23 protein-coding genes are annotated in these 22,510 nt (G+C 60.2%); 16 read left to right on the top strand and 7 right to left on the bottom strand.

Features of this window, described 5'->3' with window-relative positions:
- Positions 1–71 precede the first annotated feature (71 nt).
- The 4 genes from dapA (at position 72) to FAA97_RS06065 (ending at position 2,689) form a co-directional block, all read left to right on the top strand.
- Positions 72–956, top strand: coding sequence for a 4-hydroxy-tetrahydrodipicolinate synthase (gene dapA, locus FAA97_RS06080; protein WP_136597582.1), 885 nt, complete (start codon positions 72–74; stop codon positions 954–956).
- Positions 957–1,093: 137 nt separating this feature from the next.
- Positions 1,094–1,624, top strand: a complete 531-nt coding sequence (locus tag FAA97_RS06075) for an AAA family ATPase (protein WP_136597581.1) — start codon at positions 1,094–1,096, stop codon at positions 1,622–1,624.
- A 166-nt stretch (positions 1,625–1,790) separates the two neighbouring features.
- Positions 1,791–2,267 (top strand): SsrA-binding protein SmpB, encoded by a 477-nt coding sequence (gene smpB, locus FAA97_RS06070; RefSeq protein ID WP_136597580.1) that lies wholly within the window; start codon positions 1,791–1,793, stop codon positions 2,265–2,267.
- 2 nt (positions 2,268–2,269) lie between these two features.
- A complete protein-coding gene (locus FAA97_RS06065) occupies positions 2,270–2,689 on the top strand; it encodes a DUF3830 family protein (RefSeq protein WP_136597579.1) in 420 nt (139 codons plus the stop codon).
- Between the two features lie 247 nt (positions 2,690–2,936).
- Here FAA97_RS06065 and FAA97_RS06060 read toward each other — a convergent pair whose 3' ends face one another.
- A complete protein-coding gene (locus FAA97_RS06060; protein WP_136597578.1) occupies positions 2,937–3,521 on the bottom strand; it encodes a LabA-like NYN domain-containing protein in 585 nt (194 codons plus the stop codon).
- Between the two features lie 289 nt (positions 3,522–3,810).
- On the opposite strand from FAA97_RS06060, the gene rpoZ reads away from it, so the two are divergent.
- The 8 genes from rpoZ (at position 3,811) to era (ending at position 10,525) form a co-directional block, all read left to right on the top strand.
- Complete coding sequence (gene rpoZ, locus FAA97_RS06055) at positions 3,811–4,212, top strand: DNA-directed RNA polymerase subunit omega (RefSeq protein ID WP_136597577.1); 402 nt, start codon at positions 3,811–3,813, stop codon at positions 4,210–4,212.
- 96 nt (positions 4,213–4,308) lie between these two features.
- On the top strand, positions 4,309–6,534 hold the full coding sequence (locus FAA97_RS06050) for a RelA/SpoT family protein (protein ID WP_136597576.1): 2,226 nt from the start codon (positions 4,309–4,311) through the stop codon (positions 6,532–6,534).
- Positions 6,535–6,760: 226 nt separating this feature from the next.
- Positions 6,761–6,910, top strand: a complete 150-nt coding sequence (locus tag FAA97_RS06045) for a DUF3563 family protein (RefSeq protein ID WP_136597575.1) — start codon at positions 6,761–6,763, stop codon at positions 6,908–6,910.
- 124 nt (positions 6,911–7,034) lie between these two features.
- Complete coding sequence (locus tag FAA97_RS06040; RefSeq protein WP_136597729.1) at positions 7,035–7,616, top strand: DUF2062 domain-containing protein; 582 nt, start codon at positions 7,035–7,037, stop codon at positions 7,614–7,616.
- Between the two features lies 1 nt (position 7,617).
- On the top strand, positions 7,618–8,025 hold the full coding sequence (acpS, locus tag FAA97_RS06035; protein ID WP_136597728.1) for a holo-ACP synthase: 408 nt from the start codon (positions 7,618–7,620) through the stop codon (positions 8,023–8,025).
- Positions 8,026–8,117: 92 nt separating this feature from the next.
- Positions 8,118–8,855, top strand: coding sequence for a signal peptidase I (lepB, locus tag FAA97_RS06030; RefSeq protein WP_136597574.1), 738 nt, complete (start codon positions 8,118–8,120; stop codon positions 8,853–8,855).
- On the top strand, positions 8,852–9,574 hold the full coding sequence (rnc, locus tag FAA97_RS06025) for a ribonuclease III (RefSeq protein ID WP_136597573.1): 723 nt from the start codon (positions 8,852–8,854) through the stop codon (positions 9,572–9,574). The genes lepB and rnc overlap by 4 nt, the downstream gene beginning before the upstream one ends.
- A 9-nt stretch (positions 9,575–9,583) precedes the next feature.
- Positions 9,584–10,525, top strand: coding sequence for a GTPase Era (era, locus tag FAA97_RS06020; RefSeq protein WP_136597572.1), 942 nt, complete (start codon positions 9,584–9,586; stop codon positions 10,523–10,525).
- A gap of 6 nt (positions 10,526–10,531) precedes the next feature.
- On the opposite strand, the gene FAA97_RS06015 is transcribed toward era, so the two are convergent.
- A complete protein-coding gene (locus tag FAA97_RS06015; RefSeq protein WP_136597571.1) occupies positions 10,532–11,665 on the bottom strand; it encodes an AbrB family transcriptional regulator in 1,134 nt (377 codons plus the stop codon).
- A gap of 103 nt (positions 11,666–11,768) precedes the next feature.
- Here FAA97_RS06015 and FAA97_RS06010 point away from each other — a divergent pair, with 103 nt between their 5' ends.
- Both FAA97_RS06010 and recO read left to right on the top strand, forming a co-directional pair.
- Positions 11,769–12,413 carry a TetR/AcrR family transcriptional regulator gene (locus tag FAA97_RS06010; RefSeq protein ID WP_425467398.1) on the top strand — a complete coding sequence of 215 codons (645 nt, stop codon included), beginning with the start codon at positions 11,769–11,771 and terminating at the stop codon, positions 12,411–12,413.
- Positions 12,414–12,454: 41 nt separating this feature from the next.
- Complete coding sequence (gene recO, locus FAA97_RS06005) at positions 12,455–13,228, top strand: DNA repair protein RecO (protein WP_136597569.1); 774 nt, start codon at positions 12,455–12,457, stop codon at positions 13,226–13,228.
- Here the strand turns inward: recO and FAA97_RS06000 are convergent.
- From FAA97_RS06000 to FAA97_RS05980, 5 genes are all read right to left on the bottom strand, one after another.
- Entirely contained in the window at positions 13,156–13,410 is a 255-nt protein-coding gene (locus tag FAA97_RS06000; RefSeq protein WP_136597568.1) for a hypothetical protein, read from the bottom strand. The genes recO and FAA97_RS06000 overlap by 73 nt on opposite strands.
- Before the next feature lie 405 nt (positions 13,411–13,815).
- Positions 13,816–15,039, bottom strand: a complete 1,224-nt coding sequence (locus FAA97_RS05995; RefSeq protein WP_136597567.1) for an MFS transporter — start codon at positions 15,037–15,039, stop codon at positions 13,816–13,818.
- A 115-nt stretch (positions 15,040–15,154) separates the two neighbouring features.
- Positions 15,155–16,000, bottom strand: a complete 846-nt coding sequence (locus FAA97_RS05990; RefSeq protein WP_136597566.1) for an MOSC domain-containing protein — start codon at positions 15,998–16,000, stop codon at positions 15,155–15,157.
- Positions 16,001–16,008: 8 nt separating this feature from the next.
- Positions 16,009–16,662 carry an HD domain-containing protein gene (locus FAA97_RS05985; protein ID WP_136597565.1) on the bottom strand — a complete coding sequence of 218 codons (654 nt, stop codon included), beginning with the start codon at positions 16,660–16,662 and terminating at the stop codon, positions 16,009–16,011.
- A gap of 124 nt (positions 16,663–16,786) precedes the next feature.
- Positions 16,787–19,597: a DUF2339 domain-containing protein gene (locus FAA97_RS05980; RefSeq protein WP_136597564.1), complete on the bottom strand. Its 2,811-nt coding sequence runs from the start codon at positions 19,595–19,597 to the stop codon at positions 16,787–16,789.
- Positions 19,598–19,804: 207 nt separating this feature from the next.
- Here FAA97_RS05980 and nadA point away from each other — a divergent pair, with 207 nt between their 5' ends.
- Positions 19,805–20,875, top strand: a complete 1,071-nt coding sequence (gene nadA, locus FAA97_RS05975) for a quinolinate synthase NadA (protein ID WP_136597563.1) — start codon at positions 19,805–19,807, stop codon at positions 20,873–20,875.
- A 40-nt stretch (positions 20,876–20,915) separates the two neighbouring features.
- The gene (locus FAA97_RS05970; protein ID WP_136597727.1) at positions 20,916–22,502 is read left to right on the top strand and encodes an L-aspartate oxidase; all 1,587 of its coding nucleotides are present in this window, start codon (positions 20,916–20,918) and stop codon (positions 22,500–22,502) included.
- The last annotated feature ends 8 nt before the right edge of the window (positions 22,503–22,510 follow it).

The raw sequence follows: 22,510 nt of genomic DNA, 5'->3' as shown, positions 1-22,510 counted from the left end.
CGAAGTAATGTGCAGCCGATTTAATTCAGGAATGAGGCCGAAGCGTGAAGTCGGCCGTGGGAGTTCATTGCATGTTCCAGGGATCCATTCCCGCGCTCGTTACGCCTCTGACCGAAGCAGGCGCCGTCGACGAAAAGGCCTTTGTCGCCCATGTCGAATGGCAGATTGCGGAAGGATCGTCCGGTCTCGTTCCCGTCGGCACCACCGGCGAATCTCCGACGCTGTCGCATGCCGAACACAAGCGGGTCATCGAGCTTTGTGTCCAGGCTGCGGCAAAGCGCGTGCCGGTCATTGCCGGTGCCGGCTCCAACAACACGGTGGAGGCCATCGAGCTTGCCCTGCATGCAGAGGCCGTCGGCGCCGATGCGCTGCTCGTCGTTACACCTTATTATAACAAGCCGACGCAAAAGGGCCTGATCGCCCATTACAAGGCGATTGCCGAGGCAACGACCCTCCCGATCATCATCTACAATATCCCCGGCCGCTCGGTGATCGACATGACGCCGGAAACCATGGGTGCGCTTGCCAAGGCGCACAAGAACATTGTCGGCGTGAAGGATGCGACCGGCAAGATCGAGCGCGTCTCCGAGCAGCGCATCACCTGCGGCACAGATTTCGTCCAGCTCTCGGGCGAGGATGCAACGGCGCTCGGCTTCAACGCCCATGGCGGCGTCGGCTGCATTTCGGTGACCGCCAATGTCGCCCCGCGCCTCTGTGCAGACTTCCAGGCCGCGACCCGGACAGGAGACTACGCCAAGGCGCTCGACCTGCATGACCGCCTGATGCCGCTGCACAAGGCGATCTTCATCGAGCCCGGCCTCTGCGGCGCAAAGTATGCCCTCCACCGCCTCGGCCGCATGAATCGCAACGTCCGCCTGCCGCTGATGGGCACGCTGGAGGCCTCGACGGAAGCCGCGATCGATGCGGCGATGGTCCATGCGGGGCTGATGAATTGAGGGGACGACGAAGGGCCGGCGGAAACGCCGGCTTTTTTGGTTATATGGAGAGGGACTAGTTTGGGGCCCGAAGCAGTCATCTGCGCGACAATAACTTGGACGTAGAGTGCATAGCATTTCGAACTGGGCGAGGCGGTATGGCCATCAGGAACTATCTCATCGAAGGCGTGTCCGGTGCAGGAAAGACATCTGTCGCCACGGAATTGCAGCGCCAGGGCTATCACGTTCTGCACGGTGATCGTGAGCTTGCTTACAAGGGCGATCCCATTACTGGAGAGCCGATTGACCTATCGTTGCTCGATCAAGATAGCCTCGATTCGACCTTTAAGCATCGGCATCACGTCTGGGATGTCGGAAAAGTGGATAAGGCGATAGAGGACAAGAGCCATGCGATGGCTTTCTTTTGTGGCGGATCGCGGAACTTCCCCAGCTTCATTCACCTGTTCAGTGCAGTGTTTGTCCTTGACGTTGACGCAGAAACGCTGAGGAAGCGGCTTAGCGTGCGACCGGAGGGCGAATTTGGCAGCAAGCCTACTGAACAGGAATTCGTTCTGCAGCTCCTCGCGACGAAAGAAGATATCCCTGTCGATGCTATCGTCATTGATGCCACTGCACCGTTGCCGGCTGTGGTCGATACCATCCTTTCGCTATGCCGGACGTCTGCTTAGCGGCGATGTCCGGTGTGGAGCCGCAAAGCGGTCATCGATCTCCCTCCATCCCACCCCCACCTTTATTTCCCCCCCATCCTCCATTACATATCCATGACAACCGCCACGCCCCGCCCGGGCGCAGGCGACATACGACAAAATCCCGGGCGAAACGGAAGAATTGACCATGGCCCCGAAAGGCTCACAGCGTGTCGTCAACAAGATCGTTGCGGAAAACCGCAAGGCGCGGTTCAACTATGAGATCGTCGACACCTACGAGGCCGGTCTGGTTTTGACCGGTACGGAGGTCAAGTCGCTGCGCGAGGGCAAGGCCAATATTGCCGAATCCTATGCCTCGGACGAGGGCGAGGAGATCTGGCTGATCAATTCGCATCTGCCGGAGTATCTGCAGGCAAACCGCTTCAACCACGAGCCGCGCCGTCGTCGCAAGCTCTTGTTGTCCAAGCGCGAGATCAACCGTCTGCGCGCCTCGACCAACCGCGAGGGCATGACGCTGGTGCCGCTCAAGATCTATTTCAACGAGAAGGGCAGGGCGAAACTGGAGCTGGCGCTCGCCAAGGGCAAGAAACTGCATGACAAGCGCGAGACCGAGAAGGAACGCGACTGGAACCGGCAGAAATCCCGCCTCTTGAAGACGGGTTGATCATGGCGCTCTCGCATCTGAAGGTCACCGTCGGAGACTTTGTCTTCGAGGCCCGTTTCGAGCGCGAAAAGGCGCCCGAGACCTGTCGGATTTTCGAGAGTTTTCTGCCATTCAGAAACCAGACGATCCATTCGCGCTGGTCGGGCGAGGCGATCTGGGTGCCGCTTGGCGATTTCCAGTTCGGCGCCGGGTTCGAAAACCACACGGCGCATCCCTCGCGCGGCGATATCCTGCTTTATCCCGGCGGCTTCAGCGAAACGGAACTTCTGTTCGCCTACGGCTCCTCGCAGTTCGCCTCGAAGATGGGCGTGCTTGCGGGCAATCATGTCCTGACGGTTACGAAGGGTATGGAGCAGCTGGAGGCCATGGGGAAAATGGTTCTTTGGCAGGGCGCGCAGCCAATCGCATTCGAGGCGATGTAATTCTCTGGAAGGCTTAATCGGCAGGGGTGTCGGCAAATACCCCCCTCTGCCCTGCCGGGCATCTCCCCCACAAGGGGGGGAGGGCGGCTGAGCCGCGACTGTAGCCACACTCATCGATCGCTTCAGAGTGAGGATGGCAAGGCGACAGCGTCCCCACTCTCCCCCCTTGTGGGGGAGATGTCACGAAGTGACAGAGGGGGGTACCCTGCAGCGAACCGATAAGTCGCGGGGAGGACGCCTCAAACCCTCACTGTTCGGCTTCGCTTGCCGTTGCAGGTTCGGCCACGCGCGGCGCACCGCGTTCGCTCGGGTCGCGGCCGATTTCGGCCTTCAGCGTCATCAGGTCGATGAAGTGGTCCGACTGGCGGCGCAGGTCGTCTGCAATCATCGGTGGTTGCGTCGACATGGTGGATACCACCGAAACCTTGCGGCCCTTGCGCTGCAGGGCTTCCACCAGCGTGGTGAAATCGCCGTCGCCGGAGAAGAGCACCAGGTGATCCACCGTTTCGGACTGCTCCATGGCATCGATGGCAAGCTCGATATCCATATTGCCTTTCACCTTGCGGCGGCCCATGGAGTCGGTGAATTCCTTGGCCGGCTTCGTCACGACTTTGTAGCCGTTATAGTCCAGCCAGTCGATCAGCGGACGGATCGAGGAATATTCCTGATCCTCGATCAGCGCCGTATAATAATAGGCGCGCAGAAGATAGCCGCGCTTCTGAAAGGCTTTCAGAAGCTTGCGATAGTCAATGTCGAAACCGAGGCTTTTTGAGGCGGCGTAAAGATTGGCGCCATCGATGAACAAGGCGATTTTTTCGCGTGGATCGAACATCCCGATATCCTCAAATCCAAATCAAAAAAAGTGAAAGGCAATGAAAATGTGCCGCTGCACCTTCACAAATGACCACTCCTTTAAATTATGAAGTGATCATATACATGTTGTTTAAAGTGCCCGCGAAAACATTCCAAGCAACCTAGGATTGAAATTGGTTGCGATTGACCTCTTTTCCACCGGGTGAACGCGGCCATTTTAGGTCCGGAACGAAAAACTTGAATTTCTTGTCCATTGATTGTATCGCAACCGTCAATTCCTGACAGTCATGAACGCGAAAGGACAGCCAATGGCCCGCGTCACCGTTGAAGATTGCATCGACAAAGTCGAAAACCGCTTCGAGCTCGTGCTGCTCGCCAGCCACCGTGCGCGCCAGATTTCGCAAGGCGCGCCGATCACCGTCGATCGCGACAAGGACAAGAACCCGGTTGTCGCCCTGCGCGAAATCGCCGACGAGACGCTGTCGCCTGACGATCTCAAGGAAGATCTGATCCATTCGCTGCAGAAGCATGTGGAAGTGGATGAGCCTGAGCAGGAGCCGAGCTCGATGCTCTCCAATACCGGCACTGCCGGCAAGGGCGACGAAGAGAACGAACTGCCGGAAACGCTCACCTTCGACCAGATGTCGGAAGAAGAGCTGCTTGCCGGTATCGAAGGACTTGTTCCGCCGGAAAAGAGCGACGATTACTAATCGTCAACTGTCGCGCTATAAGTCTACGACCCTAGTTGGATTGTGTGCGCCAGCCGTGACGGCTGGCGCGCTTTTTTCGTTTCGGGAGATGCCTGGATGATGCGGCAATACGAGCTCGTGGAGCGGGTGCAGAAATACAAGCCCGACGCCAACGAAGCTCTGCTCAACAAGGCCTATGTCTATGCCATGCAGAAGCACGGCAAGCAGACGCGCGCCAGCGGAGACCCCTATATCTCCCACCCGCTTGAGGTTGCCGCCATCCTCACCGACATGCATCTCGATGAGCCGACGATTGCGGTCGCCCTTCTGCATGACACGATCGAGGACACGTCGGCGACACGCGCCGAAATCGATGAGCTCTTCGGCGAAGACATTGGTCGGCTGGTCGAGGGTCTGACCAAGATCAAGAAGCTCGACCTCGTCACCAAGAAGGCCAAGCAGGCGGAAAACCTGCGCAAGCTGCTGCTCGCCATCTCAGACGATGTGCGCGTGCTTCTCGTCAAGCTCGCCGACCGCCTGCACAACATGCGCACGCTCGAACATATGCGCGATGACAAGCGCGCCCGCATTTCCGAAGAGACGATGGAAATCTATGCGCCGCTTGCCGGCCGCATGGGTATGCAGGACATGCGCGACGAGTTGGAGGATCTCTCCTTCCGCTACATGAACCCGGAAGCCTACGAGACGGTCACCAATCGCCTTGCAGAGCTTTCGACCCGCAATGAAGGCCTCATCACTAAGATCGAGGATGAGTTGCGCGAGCTTCTGGTGGCGAACGGCCTTCTCAACGCCTCGGTCAAGGGTCGGCAGAAGAAGCCGTACTCCGTTTTCCGCAAGATGCAGTCGAAGTCGCTCTCCTTCGAGCAGCTTTCCGATGTCTATGGTTTCCGCATCCTGGTCGATGACATCCCGGGCTGCTACCGCGCGCTCGGCATCGTCCACACCCGCTGGCGCGTGGTGCCGGGCCGCTTCAAGGATTATATCTCGACGCCCAAGCAGAACGATTACCGCTCGATCCACACCACCATTGTCGGTCCGTCACGCCAGCGTATCGAGCTGCAGATCCGCACCCGGCGCATGCATGACATCGCCGAATACGGGATCGCGGCCCACAGCCTCTACAAGGATGGCGAGGGTGGCGAACAGGGCGAATTGCTTTCGCGCGAGAGCAATGCCTATTCCTGGCTGCGCCACACCATCGAGGCGCTGGCAGAAGGGGACAATCCGGAAGAGTTCCTCGAGCACACCAAGCTCGAACTGTTCCAGGACCAGGTGTTCTGCTTCACCCCGAAGGGCAAGCTGATCGCACTGCCGCGTGGTGCAACGCCTATCGATTTTGCCTATGCCGTGCACACCAATGTCGGCGACACCTGCGTTGGCGCCAAGATCAACGGCTCCATCATGCCGCTTGTCACCCGCCTGTCGAATGGTGACGAAGTCGAGATCATCCGCTCCGGCGTCCAGGTGCCGCCGGCGGCCTGGGAAGAAATCGTGGTGACGGGCAAGGCCCGCGCTGCCATTCGCCGCGCCACCCGCATGGCGATCCGCAAGCAATATGCGGGCCTTGGTCAGCGCATTCTCGAGCGCACCTTCGAGCGCGCCGGGAAGATCTTCTCCAAGGATGTGCTGAAACCGGTGCTGCATCGCCTCGGCCAGCGCGAAGTGGAAGACGCCATCGCCTCCGTCGGTCGCGGCGAAACCTCCTCGCTCGACGTCCTGCGCGCCGTCTATCCAGACTATCAGGACGAGCGCGTGACGGTGAAGCCGGCCTCGGACGAGGGCTGGTTTGCCGTCAACAGCGCCAGCGGCATGGTCTTCAAGATTCCGGGTGCTGCAAACCCCAAGGATGGCACGGCAGCACAGGCCGGGGACGGTACTCTTCCAATTCGCGGGCTGTCCGGTATTGCGCAGGTGCAGTTCTCGCCGGCCGGTGCCGTGCCGGGAGACCGGATTGTCGGTATCATGCAGGATGGCAATGCGATTACCATCTACCCGATCCAGGCATCCGCCTTGCAGAAGTTTGAAAGCGAGCCGGAGCGCTGGATCGATGTCCGTTGGGATCTCGATGAAGCCAACAAGACGCGCTTTGTTGCCCGTATCCTGATCAACGCCCTGAACGAGCCGGGCACGCTGGCCACGGTTGCGCAGTGCGTCGCACGTCTGGACATCAATATCCGCGTCTTGAACATGATCAGGATCGCCACCGATTTCACCGAGATGGGGCTCGACCTGGAAGTCTGGGACCTTCGCCAGCTCAATCAGCTGATCGGTGAGCTCAAGGCGCTGGACTGCATTTCAACCGTCAAACGGCTCTATGACTGAAGGCCCATCAAACCGGAATGCTGCGCTGCAGGATTCCGGTTGGGCTGATGAGATTCTCCTCAAGATGCCCGGAAATAGGGCAGAGGATTGCCCAAATCGTAAACGTTGATTGTCCCGACATGCGCAGGGCGCATGGCTGCTGCGGAGTATTGGCGCTGGTTGTCTGTGCGCTGCAGCATTATGGTCTTCTCATCAAAGCAAGGAACGAAGAGAAAAGGACTGATCCATGTTTACGCCGATCCGCAAGTTTGCCCGTGCCCTCCGCGTGCCGAGCGTTGCAGAGCGCGAAATGACCTACCTCAACGGCGCCCGCGATCTCGTTGACCTTGAATACCGCCAGCGCGAAATCGATCGCGGCCTCTTCCGTCGCGGATGATTAAAGGTCTCTTGACCCAAACGTGATTGACTCGACGCCGGCAAAACGCCGGCGTTTTGCATTTTCCTGCAATGCTGGTTTCCAGGCCTTGCAGGACAATGAACCGATCAATTACATGGACGTCATGCTGTTTCGTCGCCGCAATCCGCTCCCATTCTCCGTCAAGCTGCGAGAGTTTCTTTGGCCGCGTAAGGGCTTTGCCCGTCCGTTTCGCTACGTGGGTAAGCGCATTCTGAGGCTGACGGCCACCCCGCATGCCATCGCCGCTGGTGTGGTTGCCGGTGTTATCGCTTCCTGGACACCCTTTATCGGACTGCATTTCCTTCTTGCCTTTGCGATCGCCTATCTTCTCGCTGGCAATATGGTGGCCGCGGCCCTCGGCACCGCCTTCGGAAATCCTTTGACCTTCCCCTTCATCTGGGCTGTGACCTGGGAAGTCGGACATCGCATTCTGGGGCATGGTGACCCGGGCAACCGCCAGATCAACCTTGAGCATTTGTTCTCCACGAGCGGGCTTGCCAATCTCTGGCAGCCGTTTCTGAAGCCCATGCTTGTCGGCGCAGTCCCGCTTGCCGCGATCTCAGGTATCGTCCTCTATATCGTGATCTACAAGGCGGTCGCAGCATTCCAGGGGCGTCGCCGTCACCGGTTGGCGGAGCGTGCGCGCGCGCGTCTCTCGGACGCCTTCGAAGGGGCGAGTGTCTGAAATGATCATCGGTATCGGCAGTGATTTGATTGACATCAGAAGGGTGGAGAAATCCATCGAACGGTTTGGCGAGCGCTTTACGGCGCGCTGCTTCACCGCCCATGAGCAGGAGCGGGCAGAGGGACGCAAGGACAAGGCAGCCTCTTATGCCAAGCGTTTTGCCGCGAAAGAGGCCATGGCCAAGGCGCTCGGCACCGGGATTGCCCGCGGCGTCTTCTGGAACGAGATGGGCGTGGTCAACGAACCCTCGGGTCGCCCGACCATGGAGGTAACGGGCCGCGCCGCGGAGCTTCTTGCCACGCTCTTGCCGCAAGATCATGTGCCTGTCGTCCACCTGACGATAACCGACGAGTTTCCCTACGCTCAGGCCTTCGTCATCATAGAAGCACGTCCTGCAACACTCGTCTGACAACGCTTTTCGGATTTCCAGGCTTCGCGGTTGCCGCGACCTTCCGAACGGACTAGAGAGAGCAGGATTTTCGCAAGAAGGAAGAGATCCGCGTGAGCGAAGAAAAGCACCAGAGCGCCCTTTGGGAAAACATCAAGGTCATCATCCAGGCCCTTCTGCTGGCCGTGGTTATACGGACGGTGTTTTTCCAGCCTTTCACCATCCCTTCCGGATCGATGATGCCGACATTGCTCGTCGGCGACTATATCTTCGTCAATAAGTTTTCCTATGGCTATTCAAAGTATTCGCTGCCGTTCTCGCCTGACCTTTTCGAGGGCCGGATTTTCGCCAGCGAACCGGAGCGCGGTGATATCGCCGTCTTCCGTTTCCCGCCGAATCCAAGCATCGACTACATCAAGCGCGTCGTCGGTCTGCCCGGTGACCGGATCCAGGTCATCGATGGCGTGCTGAACGTCAACGGTAAGCCGGTTCCGAAGGTCCAGGACGGCCAGTTCACCTCCGACTATCGCATGGATCCGGGCACTGACGTGCCGGTCTTCCGCGAAACCCTGGAAAACGGCGTGAGCTATGATACGCTTGATCAGGCCCAGAACACCCGTGGAGACAACACACGTGAGTTCGTGGTGCCGGCAGGTCACTATTTCATGATGGGCGACAATCGCGACAACTCGCTCGACAGCCGTTTCGACGTCGGTTTCGTTCCGGCGGAAAACCTCGTCGGCAAGGCATCGCTGATCTTCTTCTCGCTCGGCAATGACACCTCCTTCCGGGAAGTCTGGAAGTGGCCGTCCAACATGCGTTGGGATCGTCTGTTCAAGGTTGTCGAATGAACCGGAAAAAGGGCCTCAGCGAAGAGCAGTGGCGTCAGATGGAGGACGCGGTCGGCCACAAGTTTGCCGATCGCGATCGTCTGGCCCGAGCGCTGACCCATTCAAGTGCCCAGCCCTCCAAGAGTGGAGGAGACTACGAACGGCTGGAATTTCTCGGTGACCGCATCCTCGGACTGTGTGTCGCCGAACTTCTGTTCACCACCTTTCGTACAGCAACGGAAGGTGAGCTGTCCGTTCGCTTCAACCAGTTGGTTAGCGCGGAGACTTGCGCCTCCGTCGCTGACGAAATGCAGTTGCATCGCTTCATCCGCACGGGTGCCGACGTGAAGGCGATTACCGCCAAAAACATGCTCAATGTCCGTGCTGATGTCGTCGAAAGTTTGATTGCCGCGATCTACCTTGATGCCGGCCTCGAAGCGGCGCGCAGCTTTATTCTTCGATACTGGACAGAGCGGGCCAAGCGTGCCGAAGGGGCTCGGCGCGATGCAAAGACGGAACTGCAGGAGTGGACGCATGCCAAGTTTGGCCGTCCGCCCACATATAAGGTTGCCGATCGCTCCGGACCGGATCATGATCCCCGCTTCACGGTGATCGTGGAAATTCCTGGCATTCCATCGGAAGTCGGGATCGATCGCTCCAAGCGTGCTGCCGAACAGGTTGCCGCCACAAAGATTCTTGAACGCGAAGGCGTCTGGGCAAAGGCCTCTGACGCGGACTGATTGGACACCATGACCGACACTGAACTTGAAGCCGGCGGCGAAATGTCTGCCGACACCCCGACCCGATCCGGCTTTGTTGCTCTGATCGGCCCCACCAATGCCGGCAAATCGACGCTGGTCAACCGCTTCGTCGGTGCCAAGGTCTCAATCGTCAGCCACAAGGTGCAGACGACGCGCGCCGTGATGCGAGGCATTGCCATCCACAAGAACGCCCAGATCGTCTTCATGGATACGCCCGGCATCTTCAAGCCACGCCGGAAGCTGGACCGTGCCATGGTCACATCCGCCTGGGGCGGCGCGAAGGACGCCGATCTGATCCTGCTTCTCATCGACAGCGAGCGCGGCCTGCGCGGCGATGCCGAGGCAATTCTCGAAGCCCTCAAGGACGTGCCGCAGCCGAAGATCCTGGTTCTGAACAAGATCGATCGGGTCGAGCGGGAAACGCTGCTGAAGCTTGCGACCACCGCAAACGAGACGGTAAAATTCGACCGCACCTTCATGATCTCCGCCACGACCGGTTCCGGCTGCGAGGACGTCATGGATTACCTGGCAGACTCCTTCCCGGAAGGCCCCTGGTACTATCCGGAGGACCAGATCTCCGACCTTCCGATGCGCCAGCTGGCGGCGGAAATCACCCGCGAAAAGCTTTTCCTGCGTCTGCATCAGGAACTGCCCTATGCCTCGCATGTCGAGACGGAGAAGTGGGAAGAGCGCAAGGATGGCTCGGTGCGCATCGAGCAGGTGATCTATGTCGAGCGTGACAGCCAGAAGAAGATCGTGCTTGGCAAGAATGGCGATGCGATCAAGGCGATCTCCACGGCCTCCCGCAAGGAGCTGTCCGAGATCCTCGAGCAGCCGGTCCACCTCTTCCTCTTCGTCAAGGTGCGTGAAAACTGGGGCAATGACCCCGAGCGCTTCCGCGAGATGGGACTGGAATTCCCGCGCGACTGATGATCGTCAGCCGCGCTGGTCCTTGGGCTTGACGCGGCTGGCCATGAAGTTTGCGATCTGCGGCCCGATCAGGATGACGACGATCAGCCGCATGGTTTGCAGGGCCATGATGAACGACATGTCGACATCGGTATTGGCCGCGATAATGGCGATCGAATCAAGGCCGCCCGGGCTTGTCGCGAGATAGGCGGTGAGTGGGTCGATGCCCATGAAGGCCCAGAGCAGGGCCGCAAGGCAGCCACACAACGACATCAGTGCCAGCACAGAGCCGACGATCTGGGGCAGGGCGCTTGTCGCATGGCGCAGGATGCGGCGGGTGAAGGTGAGCCCGATGCGCCAGCCGATGACGCCATAGGCGAGCGCCAGAAGCCACGGCGGAAGATTGAGGCTGATATAGCCCATCATATGCAAGGCTGTGGTTGCAGCCAGCGGCAGGAGCATCGTGCCTGCCGGGATCTTCAGACGCGCGCCAATGCTTGCTGCCGTCACCGCGACGATCAGGGTCAGGCCAAGATCGCGCCAGTCTAGCGTTGGAAACCAGACGGTTGCAGGCCGCGCACCGCTTTCGACATCGAACAGGAAGGCAGCCATCATCGCCGCACCCGTCGCGACGAAGACAACCCGCAGATATTGCATGAAGGCGACGAGCCGCGCGTCGGCGCCATGGGACTCTGCCATCACCACCATAGCGGAGGCAGCCCCTGCGGATGTACCCCAGATGGCCGTCGTGCCGGGCAGAATGCCGGCCCTTGCGATCAGATACCCCATGAAGCTGCTCATGGAGATGACGGCAACCACAATCGCCAGAAAGATCGGCCAGTCGAGCGCGACTGCCTTCAGCGTTTCGACATCGAGAGACCGTGCAATGATGCAGCCAAGCAGCGAATGGGCGAAAATATAAGGGTAGCGATGAACCGACAGCCGGACACCATTGGTCGCCAGCAAGATCGCGGACGCCATAGGGCCGATGAGCAAGGCGCCGGGAAGCATGGCAAAATGCAGCGCCGCCGAAACCGCAAGCGATACGCTAAGAAGGATCGTCCAACGGAGCGGCGTGGGCAGGGGAGTGAGCAAGCCGGGCGGTGGACCCGCATCAGTCGGGCTGGCAGGAGTGGCGACGATCTGCGGCTCTTGGGCCATGCGATTGGTCTTTCGTCTGACGTCGCCGCGCGGAAAAAGACTGGACGGCGACCGGATATGGTCGAATAAATGAAGTGACCCTCACAAAACGAGTTTTATGAGAATGACCTCGCATAAGTCAAGTGTGCAGACAGCGGCTGAAGGCCCCGTATCGGCAAAGGAGCCCAAGCGTAAACGCGGCATCGCGCGCGTGGCCAAGCTTCTGGATGCGGCCGCGACAGTTTTTGCCGAGCAGGGCTACAAGGCCGCGACCATGACCGAGATCGCTGCGAAAGCGGGTGCTCCGATCGGTTCGCTGTATCAGTTCTTTCCCAACAAGGATGTGTTGGCCGATGCGCTGGTCGCGCAATACGGCGAGCATGTCCAGCAGGCGCTGATGAGGATCCGTGAGCAGGCCGCAGAACTGGAGGCTGCCGCCTTGGCGGATCGGCTGCTCGATGTGTTTGCGACCCATGCCGCGGAGCGCAGTCTGGTGCTGAGCCTGCTCGATGCCCGTTGGGAGCAGCCGGGCGTGCGACCCGGCGTCTTGCGGTCGCGGCTGCGCCAGGAGATTGTCCTTGTTCTGCAATCCTGGTGCCCGAGCCTTGCCGAAGAGAAGGCGCAGGTCGCCGCCGTCGTTCTGCTGCAGGCCATGAAGTCGCTTGCGCAACTCATTGAAGAGAAAAGATATCCCGGAAAACCGGAGGCGCTGGAAGAGTGGCGGATCTGGGTCCGGGCCTATCTGTCCGATCTCGCAAGAAACCATTGAAACCGCTGTCGCCGACGCGGTTCTTCGGTTAAGGTCAAGCCATGCAATGGACCGATGAGGCAATTCTGCTTGGAGTGCGTCGGCATGGCGAATCCAGCGTCATCGCGGAAGTCATGACGCGAACGCGCGGTCGCTATCTCGGCATGGTGAGAGGTGGTCGTTCACGCAGTATGCAGCCTGTCCTCCAACCCGGCAATCGACTGGAAATTACCTGGCGCGCCCGGCTGGACGAGCATCTGGGCGAATACCGTGTTGAACCGCTACTCCTTCGGGCAGGTCGACTGATGGAAAGTGCTACCGCCGTTTATGGCGTGCAGGCCTTGGCTGCCTTGCTGCGCCTCTTGCCGGAGCGCGACCCGCATCCGCACCTGTTCGAAGCGCTCGATGTCATTCTGGATCATCTCGATGAGCCGGCCATGGCCGGCGAATTGTTCGTGCGCTTTGAACTCGCTTTGCTCAATGATCTCGGTTTCGGCCTGGATCTCGATCAATGCGCGGCAACGGGTCTGCGGGATCAACTCGCCTATGTGTCGCCCAAGTCGGGGCGGGCGGTCAGTCGCGATGCCGGCGCGCCCTGGGCCGACAAGATGCTGGCACTGCCGGACTTCCTCGCACCGGGGTCTCGGCGGATGCCCGATGCCGACAGTCTGGTGCAGGCCTTCAGTCTGACGGCATATTTTCTGGAGCGACATGTCTACGCGCCGCGCGGCATCGAGGCCGGCGCAGCGCGAGAGGGCTTTTGTCAGGCTGCGCTGAAAACGTTGCGGCTCGCCGGTGAGGCTTCGCCATTGGCCGCATCCAGAAACGCTGGCTGACCATCGCCCGCCTGGGCAGCCATATGCGCGTGAATGGCTGAGTGCAGATCGCGTAACGTGTCGTAACTGGCGCCATCGAGATCGATGACGGGATACTTCACGGCGATGAACTTGATCCGGTTTCCGTCCGGTATGCTGATCCCGACCGGGACGCCAGCATATTCGATAACTTGCTTCTTCATGACATTATCCCCGCCCGGTGCTCGCTGGCACGGCGCTTTTGAATTGTAAAATGTAGATGTCAGAGCGTCTCTGGCGTCACATTCGACAGGAGTGGGGGGGGCGGCAGTCAAGCATCACCACGCGCGGGGCAGACCTCGAAGTTCGGGTGGTTTTCTGAAACACAGCCTGCATTTCTCTGACCTCCTTCATTGGTCTTGGTCTCTTCTTGGAGCGTTGCGCATCCCAGGGTTTAGTGCCGTATTGCGAACCGGCAGCCATAAGGTAGGGAAGTCATGCGAATCCGTCAACGGGAACGGAGCTCGGAAATAAAATAATTTTCTGTGACGCCCTTTTTGCGCTGCATCATGCGGAAAAAATGATCAGCCATTCCAGGTGTCCCGGAAAAAATCACGCGTGTGACTTAATTATGCCGGACTTGGCACAGGGCGTGTGACCGCCTGTTCGCGAATAGGCCAATGCACCACTGCCGCGAAAATGCCAAGAGCGACGCCAAGCCACCACACTTCGTCATAGGTACCGAATCGATCATAGAGATAACCACCCATCCAGACGCCGAGGAAAGAACCGATCTGATGGGAGAGAAACACCAGGCCGCCGAGCAGGCCGAGGTGGCGTGTCCCGAACATGATTGCCACTAGCCCGTTCGTTGGCGGCACTGTCGACAGCCACAAAAGACCCATGACCGAGGCAAAGACGACAACAGAAAGCGGCGTCTGCGGCAGGAGCAGGAAGAGTGTCACGGTGATTGAGCGCCCGATATAGATCCAGGCAAGGAAATAGGGCTTGGAATAGCGCTGCCCGATATAACCTGCCGCAAGCGACCCAATGATGTTGAAGAAGCCGATCAGCGCCATGGCAATCACGGCATAGCGTGCATCGATCCCGATATCGCCGAGATAGGCCGGGAAATGTGCTGTGATGAACGCCACCTGGAAGCCACAGACAAAAAAGCCCGTGGTCAGAAGCAGGTAGGAGCGATGCGAAAGCGCCTCTCGCAGGGCTTCGGCAACTGTCTGCTGATACTGACTGCCTGCCTGCGAACCGGATTGCGCATTGCCGCGCAAGGGGAATGCGAGGAGTGGTATGACCAGCATCATCACGGCAATGATGACGAGACTGTCGGACCAGCCAAAGGCAGAGATGAAGCCCTGGCTCAGGGGTGCAAAGAGGAACATGCCTGCCGATCCCGCAGCGGTTCCGATGCCAAACGCCATCGAGCGCTGTTGCGGTGTCACGTGTCGGGCAAAGGCCGAGAGGATGACGCTGAAAGAGCCGGCACCAATTGCCGTGCCGACGAGCACCCCGCCGCCGATATGCAGCCAGATCGGCGCTGTCGCATTGGCCATCAGCACAAGGCCGGCGGCATAGAGCACGCCCGCGCTGACCAGAACGCGGCCCGTGCCGTATTTGTCGGCGAGCGCACCGAAAAAGGGTTGGCTCAGGCCCCAGAACAGATTCTGAAACGCCATGGCAAGCCCGAAGGTCGACCTGTCCCAACCGCGATCGGCCAGCATCGGCAACTGGAAGAAACCCATGGCCGAGCGAGGTCCAAAGGTCATCACCGCGATCAGCGAGCCGGCAAGTATGATCAGCCAGGGCATACGGTTTGACTGCGCGTTGTCGCTCATGTGATCTCTCCTCGGATTGTCGTGATCATAGGCAATCCCACCGATGACGGAAAACGCCTTTTGATGAAGAGGCCATCAACGAATTTGATACTGATCAGATTTGCGATCAGAAGCTTCAGCGTTGCTTGATGGCCCAGGCCTCTCGCTCTCCGAGAATAGTCACTGTGTCACCCACGGAAATCAGGCCATCACCGCGCGGCACGGCATTCCAGCCGAACAGCGGGCCCGGAACCCGCCTGTCGGCGGACATGCGGATGCGCCCCATGGCCGGCATCGGATTGGGACCTTCACGAGACCCGGTGATCTGGTCCTGGGTGGTCATGATGCAGCGCGGGCAGGGCTTGACGAAATCTAGTTGAATGTCGCCGATCTTCAGTCCCGTCCAACGATCCTCTGCAAAGGGTTCGTCGCATTCGAGCACGATATTCGGGCGGAAGCGATCCATCCCCACGGAGCCTTCGCCATGGCGCTCCATATCCGCATTGAGAGCGGCAAGCGATCCTGTCGTCGTGATGAGGATCTGATAGCCATCGGCAAAGCCCATCGGCGTGCCGTCGCCGGCCCATTCGGCACTAGCTTCCCGCCGGCTTTCGCCATCGATGAAGGCAAGTTTGACCGGTCGCCCGAGCCAGTCGGACAGCTTTGCATTAACGCTGTCGTCGGCAATGGCGGCATTGACGATAGAGCGCCAGATCGCGACGTCCTGGCGATTGTCGGGTTGCGCTGGCGCCACCATCATCTCGCGCCCGTCATCGAAGACCAGCGTCAGGTAGGCAGCGCCGGGGATGGCCGTCAAACGCGCGATGTCCGGCAATTCACGCTGGGTGATGAAATGGCCATCGGGATCGATCAGCATGATGCGCCGATCGCCGGCAAGTCCCATGCCCTCGACGCGTGCCTTTGGTAAGCCGATGCCGCGGGCACTTTTTAGCGGATAGACAAAAAGCTGGGTGATCTGCATCGGTGTCCTCAAATCTCGTCGTTCATTTCGGCCAGGAAGCGCAGGAGCCTTTCGTGCCGCTCGCTTGCCAACATGCGCCCCGTCTCTGTCTGAAACCCCTGCGACAGCTTGAGAAGCTTTGCCGGAAAATGGTCGATTGCGTATTGCCGGTCGTCAAGTGCCCGGTGCTCCGCCTTCGGATCGGTCGGATCGTAGAGCTTCGATCCCATCCGCCCTGCCACGTAAAAACAGCGCGCAACGCCGATCATGCCGATGGCGTCCAGCCTGTCGGCGTCCTGCAGAATCTTTGCTTCGAGCGTCTTCGGCGCAAGATTGGCGGAAAAGCTGTGGGTGAGGATGGCGTGGGCAATCGCATGGATGTCATCGGTCGACCAGCCAAGCCCTGAAAGAATGCCGGAGGCCTTATCCGCCGCAAGCCGAGAGGCTTCCGCCCTTTGCGGCGAGTTTTTCTCCACGGCCACGCAGTCATGCAGCAGGACGGCTGCGGCAAGCACATTCGCATTGCCGCCCTCCTGCGACTGGATCCGCATCGCATTGCGGAACACGCGATGGATGTGCACGAGATCATGCGATCCATCATTGGTGTCCGCTGCATGCGGCAAAAGCAGTCGGGCAAGATCTTCATGTGGCGCAAAGGCGGTTGGCGTCAGCCCAGTATCCATGGTCGGCTCCCTGGCCGGATCGCGAGTCGCCCAGCCTTCAGGGCCTGAAGGTTTAAGACACAAATTGCGCCCGTCCACCGCAAACTTGCGTCCGATCCCTGACGTGTTTTGTTGAGGGCCGTCGTCAGTTTGCAGCTTGCGGCGGTTCGTCGATTGGCTCTGGCTTCCTGGGCTGGACCGTAGAGGTCAGAATTTTCTGATAGAACAACCCGATGCCGATCAGCACGAAGCCGAGGCCAATGAAGGACAGCGCGCGCAACACGCCCTCGAGATTGCTCATGTCGATCAGGAAGGCCTTGCCCACGGAGATCATCACCACAACGGCGGAGGCGATGCGCAGACTGCGGGCACCGAACCTCGATCCGAGGATCAGCAGCATGACGCCGATCGCAAGCCAGGCGACGGAGTAGCTATAGGTCTCGGCCTGGCCGAACCCCTTCCATTCGGCAATGTAGGATCCATGCCAGAAGCGGCGAACGCTCAAAGTCACCCAGGCAAAGCCGAGGATGGCGCCCGAGAGAGCCAGAAGCGTGACATACGGCGCCGGTCGTCTGCTGCGGGCATAATAGGCCAGTCCCGCATAACCGAGGCCCGGGATCAGATAGCCGATGAGAAGCAGATTGATAAGGGGCCAGTTGCCGGTGCTCTCGCCGGAGAAATAGGGGTTGAGCGCGCCGAGATGCAGGCTCAGCACCTGCAGTATCGAAAGCCCCCCGGCGATCATCGATCCATAGCGGAAGGCGAGGCTCGGCGCGCGCAGGTCAAGCGTCATCAGGATGCCCGACAGGCCGATGACGAGCAGCGTATAGATCGACTGTTCACCCAGTGTCGGCGTGCTGGAATCGAGAACGCCACCATTCATCGCATGGCGCACGAGGATGGCCACAGCCAGCAGGCCAAAGAGAGCCGCAAGCGCCTGCAGCGCATTGCGCAACCTGACCGAGGGCCAGTCGCGCATCTGCCATGCGCCGGCAATCGCCAGCAGGGCAGGGAGGCCGTAGCCGATGAGGAGCTGGTTGAAGACGGGCGTGCGGCTGAGCGCCTCCGCTCCGACCAGGGTCGGCTCCCATGCGATGCGCGCAAGCACACCGGCAAGCGCCAGAACCATCATCCAGGGGAGCGAGCGCCAGGTGCGCAGACGGGTTGCCAGGAGATAGGCGAAACCGGAGACAGCAAGCGCCAGCGTCGTGACAAGCCCATCCGTCAGGGCGTGCAGGCTCAAGACCAGCGCGGCAAAGCTGCCGATGACCAAGATGTCGCGGGCGACCTCGGCACTAGAGTCAGTTGCATCGCCCTGGGTAAACTCGGCCGTGCCAAGAAGTGCAGCGGAAAGCGCCAGCGCGAAGAGGCCGTGGGTCAGATCGAATCCATAGGTCCCATAGAAGGCAAAGCTGATCGCCGCGAGGATGAGCGGCACCGTTGCCGCAATCGTCGCCCAGACCGCGCAGAGGAGAGGTGCCCTGTCGCCGCGATTGCGGTTGAGAAATGCGATGGCAAGAGCCAGAAATACACTGCCCATCACCAGTTGCGTGCCGATCAGCGGGTTCGTCAGGCCGTTGAGCTCGATGGCAACGCCACCGCCATCCAGCGCCATGTCGATGAGTTGCAGGAGGACGCCTGCGTCCAGGACCGCGCCGAGCAGGGCGCCAAGTGCTGCAATGCAGCTTGGCCAGATCGCGCCGCGTCCGAAGCTTCCTGCGGCGCTGAGTGTAGCGATCAAGGCGGCGAATACGTAAGGCGCGAAGAGATCGGCCTTTAGCACGAGATTGATGATGGCGAGTGCGGGCAGGAGTACGCCAAGCGCCATCGACAGATCGAGCCAGAGCGGACCGCTGCCGAGCTGTCGACAGAGGCCGTCCAGATTGACGGTTGCGATGGCGGGACGATCCGCCCGACGACCGGGCCAGAGCAACATCCAGGTGGCGATCATGGCAATCAGCGCCAGACTGACCGGCGTCAGCTCGGCATAGTCCGATGCCGCAACGTAAAGCACGGCCCAGAGACCCAGACCCAACTGGGCAAGCCCCGGCACTACATGCCAGTTGCGCAGACGTGCAGCGGCAGAAGTCGCCACCTGCGACACCGCGAGAAAGCCGAAAAGCGCCCAGGGTTTCGGTGAAGTGCTGGCGATCAGCACCGGCGTCAGCATCGAGCCTGCCAGCCCGAGCCCTGCCAGCGCCTGCCCATGCAGAAGCGAAAGCCCGAGCACGGAAAAGGCGGTAAGGGCCAGAAGCATGAAGGCAAGCGTTGGGCCGAAAAAGCCATAGATGCCATGGGCGGCATAGATGGCGCCGAACATCGATACCGAACCTGCGGCCGTCAGGATGCCGGGGATCATCGCGTTTTCGTGCAGGGCCGCCATCTGCGGCAGCGCCTTGCGCCGCAGGAGTTCACCGGCTCCGATCAGAAAGAGGCCGAAGAGACCGGCAAGCGACAGGCGAACGCCAGGGCCGAGCAGCCCGCTTTCGATGGAGTATCGAATAAGGAACAGTCCGCCGAGCGCCAGCGCAAGGCCACCAGCCCAGACCGCCCAGCGTGCACCGAGCAGGTTCTCTAAGCTTTCCGGCTGCCGCGCCGGTTCCGACGGCGCATTCGGCGCAGCCTTTGTTGCGGGGACTGTCATGATCTCGTGACCGGCATCATCGGTCGACGTCGTGATGATTTCGTCCGGCTCATGCGGCTCGGCCGTCTCCTGCAACACCGTTTCGGCGCTTGCCACCGACGGCGGAGCGTCAGGCGCACCCCCTTCTTCTGCCGCAACGTCCTCTGGAGCGCCGGCCATTGCGGGTGCCGGGCGCTTCTGCCCCTGATCGAGTTCGACCAACCGTTCGCGCAAGGCGCCGACTTCCTGCTCCAGCTGCGTGATCCGTTTTCCGGTGCCGCGCAAGACGGTCATCAGAATGATGAACTGGACGATCAACAGCGTTAGAGACATCGCGACCCACTTTTGCCTATTTTCTTTTAGTCTTATACGCTTTGAAGAGGGATGAAAGCGCGCAACGTCACGAAACAGCACGGCAATTCGCGCTTTAGATTGATCTTGCAAACCGTCACAAAACTTTCTAAATCATGTCCACCGGCAGACGCCGGTTTTCTTTGGATCTTGTTATGCTCAAAATGAGCATAAATTGGAGGGCAAGCCATGGAGGCGCAAAACGCAACCCGCGCACACTCTGAGCGCAACAGCGCGGCCATAAGGCATGGCGTCTGGGAGCGGCCGGATCTGCGCTATACCCCCGCTGTCGCCAAGGAGACCGAGCACCTCTACGACAAGGTTCGGGATTTCATTCCGGCCATCGAGTGGCCCGTCTTTGCGCCCTACATCCACGCGATCAATCGCATCAAGAAGGAACGCGGCGCGGTCATCCTGGCGCATAATTACCAGACGCCGGAGATCTTTCACTGCGTTGCCGACATCAAGGGCGATTCGTTGCAGTTGGCCCGCGATGCGGTCAGCGTCGATGCCGATATCATCGTCCAGTGCGGCGTGCATTTCATGGCCGAGACCTCCAAGCTGCTCAATCCGCAGAAAACCGTTCTCATTCCGGATGGTCTTGCCGGATGCTCCCTGTCGGAATCAATCACCGGTGCCGATGTACGGCTCCTTCGCCAGCGTTATCCGGGCGTGCCGGTCGTCACCTACGTTAACACCTCCGCCGAGGTGAAGGCCGAAACGGACATCTGCTGCACCTCGGCCAATGCCGTCGACGTGGTCAACAGCTTCGACAGCGACACTGTCCTTTGCATACCTGACGAGTATCTGGCGATGAACGTCGCCAATCAGACACACAAGAAGATCCTCACCTGGAAGGGCCATTGCGAGGTGCATGAGCGCTTCACCGCAGAGGAACTGCTCGAATACAAGAAGGCAGATCCGCGGATCGAGATTGTTGCCCACCCGGAATGCCATCCAAGCGTGCTGGAAGTCTCCGACTTTGCCGGCTCGACCAAGGGCATGATCGACTACGTCAGAAACCGCCGCCCGCAGCGGGTACTGCTCGTCACCGAATGCTCGATGGCGTCGAATATCCAGGCTGAACTGCGCGACGTCGATTTCGTCAAACCCTGCAATCTCTGTCCGCATATGAAGCGGATCACGTTGCCGAAGATCCTCGACAGTCTTCTGACGATGACCGAGGAGGTGACCGTTGATACCGAAATCGCAGACCGTGCGCGGCTTGCCGTCGAACGTATGATCAATCTGAAAAGCTGAACCACAGGACGGCGGACGAAGGGGGGAGACGGGGATGGCAATGAAGCTGGAGGCGATGCGGCCGCAATCCTGGCAGGGCATCGATGACATCGTCATCGTTGGCGGCGGGCTGGCGGGGCTGTTTTGTGCCCTGAAGCTCGCGCCAAGGCCGGTGACCATCCTGGCGGCAGCACCCATCGGGCAGGGGGCATCCTCCGCCTGGGCGCAAGGCGGTATCGCCGCGGCGATGAGCCCGGGTGACAGCTTCGACAAGCATCTCGCCGACACCGTGGTGGCCGGTGCCGGACTGGTCGAGGAAAAGGTCGCCCGCCTGATGATCTCGGAAGGGCCGGATCGGATCCATGATCTGCTGGCCTATGGGGTGCCCTTCGACCGGGACCTCGAAGGAAAGCTGATCCTGTCGCGAGAGGCTGCCCATTCCGAACGCCGCATTGTGCGGGTAGCCGGCGACAAGGCGGGCGGCGCGATCATGGAGGCGCTGGTGGCCGCGGTTCGCAAGACGCCGTCGATAAGGGTGATGGAAGGCTATGTCGTCGAGGAACTGATCGCGGAAGGGCGTTTCGTCTCAGGCGTCATCGCCCGCCCGGATGCCGGACAGTCGACAACCCGCGTTGCCTTTCCCGCCAGAGCCGTGGTGCTTTGCTCCGGTGGCATCGGGCATCTCTATCAGGTGACGACCAATCCGGCGGAAGCCCGGGGGACAGGTCTCGGCATGGCGGCCAAGGCCGGTGCCGTGATTGCAGATGCGGAATTCGTGCAGTTTCATCCAACCGCCATCGATGTTGGTCTCGATCCGGCACCGCTGGCAACCGAGGCCCTGCGCGGCGATGGCGCTATTCTCATCAACAAGGCCGGGCATCGCTTCATGACGGATCTGCATCCGGATGCAGAGCTTGCGCCGCGCGATATCGTGGCGCGTGGCGTCTTTGCAGAGGTGGCTGCCGGACGCGGAGCCTTTCTCGATGCCACAAAGGCTGTCGGATCGCACTTCCCCAGCCAGTTTCCGACGGTCTACGCGTCCTGCATGGCGGCTGGCATAGATCCCGTCACCCAACCCGTTCCCGTTATCCCGGCGGTGCATTATCACATGGGCGGTGTCGCCGTGGATGTCGATGGCAGAACGTCGCTCGACGGCCTCTGGGCCGCCGGAGAGGTCACGTCCAGTGGCGTGCATGGCGCAAACCGCCTTGCCTCGAATTCGCTTCTGGAGGCCGTCGTCTTTGCCAGCCGGATTGCCGACAGCATCAAGGGCATCCTGCCCGAATCGCGGCTTTTTGAGTGGCCGCAGTCTGCCGGCGAAAACGATGATCTCGTCACCCTCGAGGACAGCGCCGATCTCAGGCGTCTGCGCCAGTTGATGAGCCTTCATGCCGGCGTCCTGCGCGATGCCGACGGTTTGAAAACCCTGATCAGCGAACTCGCCGCCCTGGAGCGTGGACGGCCTCGGGTGCGATTTGGCAATATCTGCGCGGCGGCAAAGCTGATTGCGGTCGGGGCGTACCTGCGCACAGAAAGCCGTGGCGCCCAGATGCGCTCAGACTATCCCGAGCAGGACGCCGCCCAACAGCATCGCACCTACCTCACCCTCAAAGCCGCCGAGGCGGTCGTCGCCGAGATTGCCGGATGAAAGAGGCT

The organism is Peteryoungia ipomoeae, from assembly GCF_004912165.1.
GTDB lineage: Bacteria > Pseudomonadota > Alphaproteobacteria > Rhizobiales > Rhizobiaceae > Allorhizobium > Allorhizobium ipomoeae.
This window is presented reverse-complemented; position numbering and strand designations above follow the sequence as displayed.

Excerpts from the sequence above, each read along its gene's own strand:
- FAA97_RS06065 (WP_136597579.1), top strand. The coding sequence starts at position 2,270 with ATGGCGCTCTCGCATCTGAAGGTCACCGTCGGAGACTTTGTCTTCGAG.
- FAA97_RS05985 (WP_136597565.1), bottom strand. The coding sequence starts at position 16,662 with ATGGATACTGGGCTGACGCCAACCGCCTTTGCGCCACATGAAGATCTT.
- FAA97_RS06040 (WP_136597729.1), top strand. The coding sequence starts at position 7,035 with ATGCTGTTTCGTCGCCGCAATCCGCTCCCATTCTCCGTCAAGCTGCGA.
- FAA97_RS05990 (WP_136597566.1), bottom strand. The coding sequence starts at position 16,000 with ATGCAGATCACCCAGCTTTTTGTCTATCCGCTAAAAAGTGCCCGCGGC.
- recO (WP_136597569.1), top strand. The coding sequence starts at position 12,455 with ATGCAATGGACCGATGAGGCAATTCTGCTTGGAGTGCGTCGGCATGGC.
- dapA (WP_136597582.1), top strand. The coding sequence starts at position 72 with ATGTTCCAGGGATCCATTCCCGCGCTCGTTACGCCTCTGACCGAAGCA.
- FAA97_RS05970 (WP_136597727.1), top strand. The coding sequence starts at position 20,916 with ATGAAGCTGGAGGCGATGCGGCCGCAATCCTGGCAGGGCATCGATGAC.
- FAA97_RS06045 (WP_136597575.1), top strand. The coding sequence starts at position 6,761 with ATGTTTACGCCGATCCGCAAGTTTGCCCGTGCCCTCCGCGTGCCGAGC.
- rpoZ (WP_136597577.1), top strand. The coding sequence starts at position 3,811 with ATGGCCCGCGTCACCGTTGAAGATTGCATCGACAAAGTCGAAAACCGC.
- FAA97_RS06050 (WP_136597576.1), top strand. The coding sequence starts at position 4,309 with ATGATGCGGCAATACGAGCTCGTGGAGCGGGTGCAGAAATACAAGCCC.
- FAA97_RS06060 (WP_136597578.1), bottom strand. The coding sequence starts at position 3,521 with ATGTTCGATCCACGCGAAAAAATCGCCTTGTTCATCGATGGCGCCAAT.
- acpS (WP_136597728.1), top strand. The coding sequence starts at position 7,618 with ATGATCATCGGTATCGGCAGTGATTTGATTGACATCAGAAGGGTGGAG.
- era (WP_136597572.1), top strand. The coding sequence starts at position 9,584 with ATGACCGACACTGAACTTGAAGCCGGCGGCGAAATGTCTGCCGACACC.
- FAA97_RS06010 (WP_425467398.1), top strand. The coding sequence starts at position 11,769 with ATGACCTCGCATAAGTCAAGTGTGCAGACAGCGGCTGAAGGCCCCGTA.
- FAA97_RS05995 (WP_136597567.1), bottom strand. The coding sequence starts at position 15,039 with ATGAGCGACAACGCGCAGTCAAACCGTATGCCCTGGCTGATCATACTT.
- smpB (WP_136597580.1), top strand. The coding sequence starts at position 1,791 with ATGGCCCCGAAAGGCTCACAGCGTGTCGTCAACAAGATCGTTGCGGAA.
- FAA97_RS05980 (WP_136597564.1), bottom strand. The coding sequence starts at position 19,597 with ATGTCTCTAACGCTGTTGATCGTCCAGTTCATCATTCTGATGACCGTC.
- FAA97_RS06000 (WP_136597568.1), bottom strand. The coding sequence starts at position 13,410 with ATGAAGAAGCAAGTTATCGAATATGCTGGCGTCCCGGTCGGGATCAGC.
- nadA (WP_136597563.1), top strand. The coding sequence starts at position 19,805 with ATGGAGGCGCAAAACGCAACCCGCGCACACTCTGAGCGCAACAGCGCG.
- rnc (WP_136597573.1), top strand. The coding sequence starts at position 8,852 with ATGAACCGGAAAAAGGGCCTCAGCGAAGAGCAGTGGCGTCAGATGGAG.
- FAA97_RS06075 (WP_136597581.1), top strand. The coding sequence starts at position 1,094 with ATGGCCATCAGGAACTATCTCATCGAAGGCGTGTCCGGTGCAGGAAAG.
- FAA97_RS06015 (WP_136597571.1), bottom strand. The coding sequence starts at position 11,665 with ATGGCCCAAGAGCCGCAGATCGTCGCCACTCCTGCCAGCCCGACTGAT.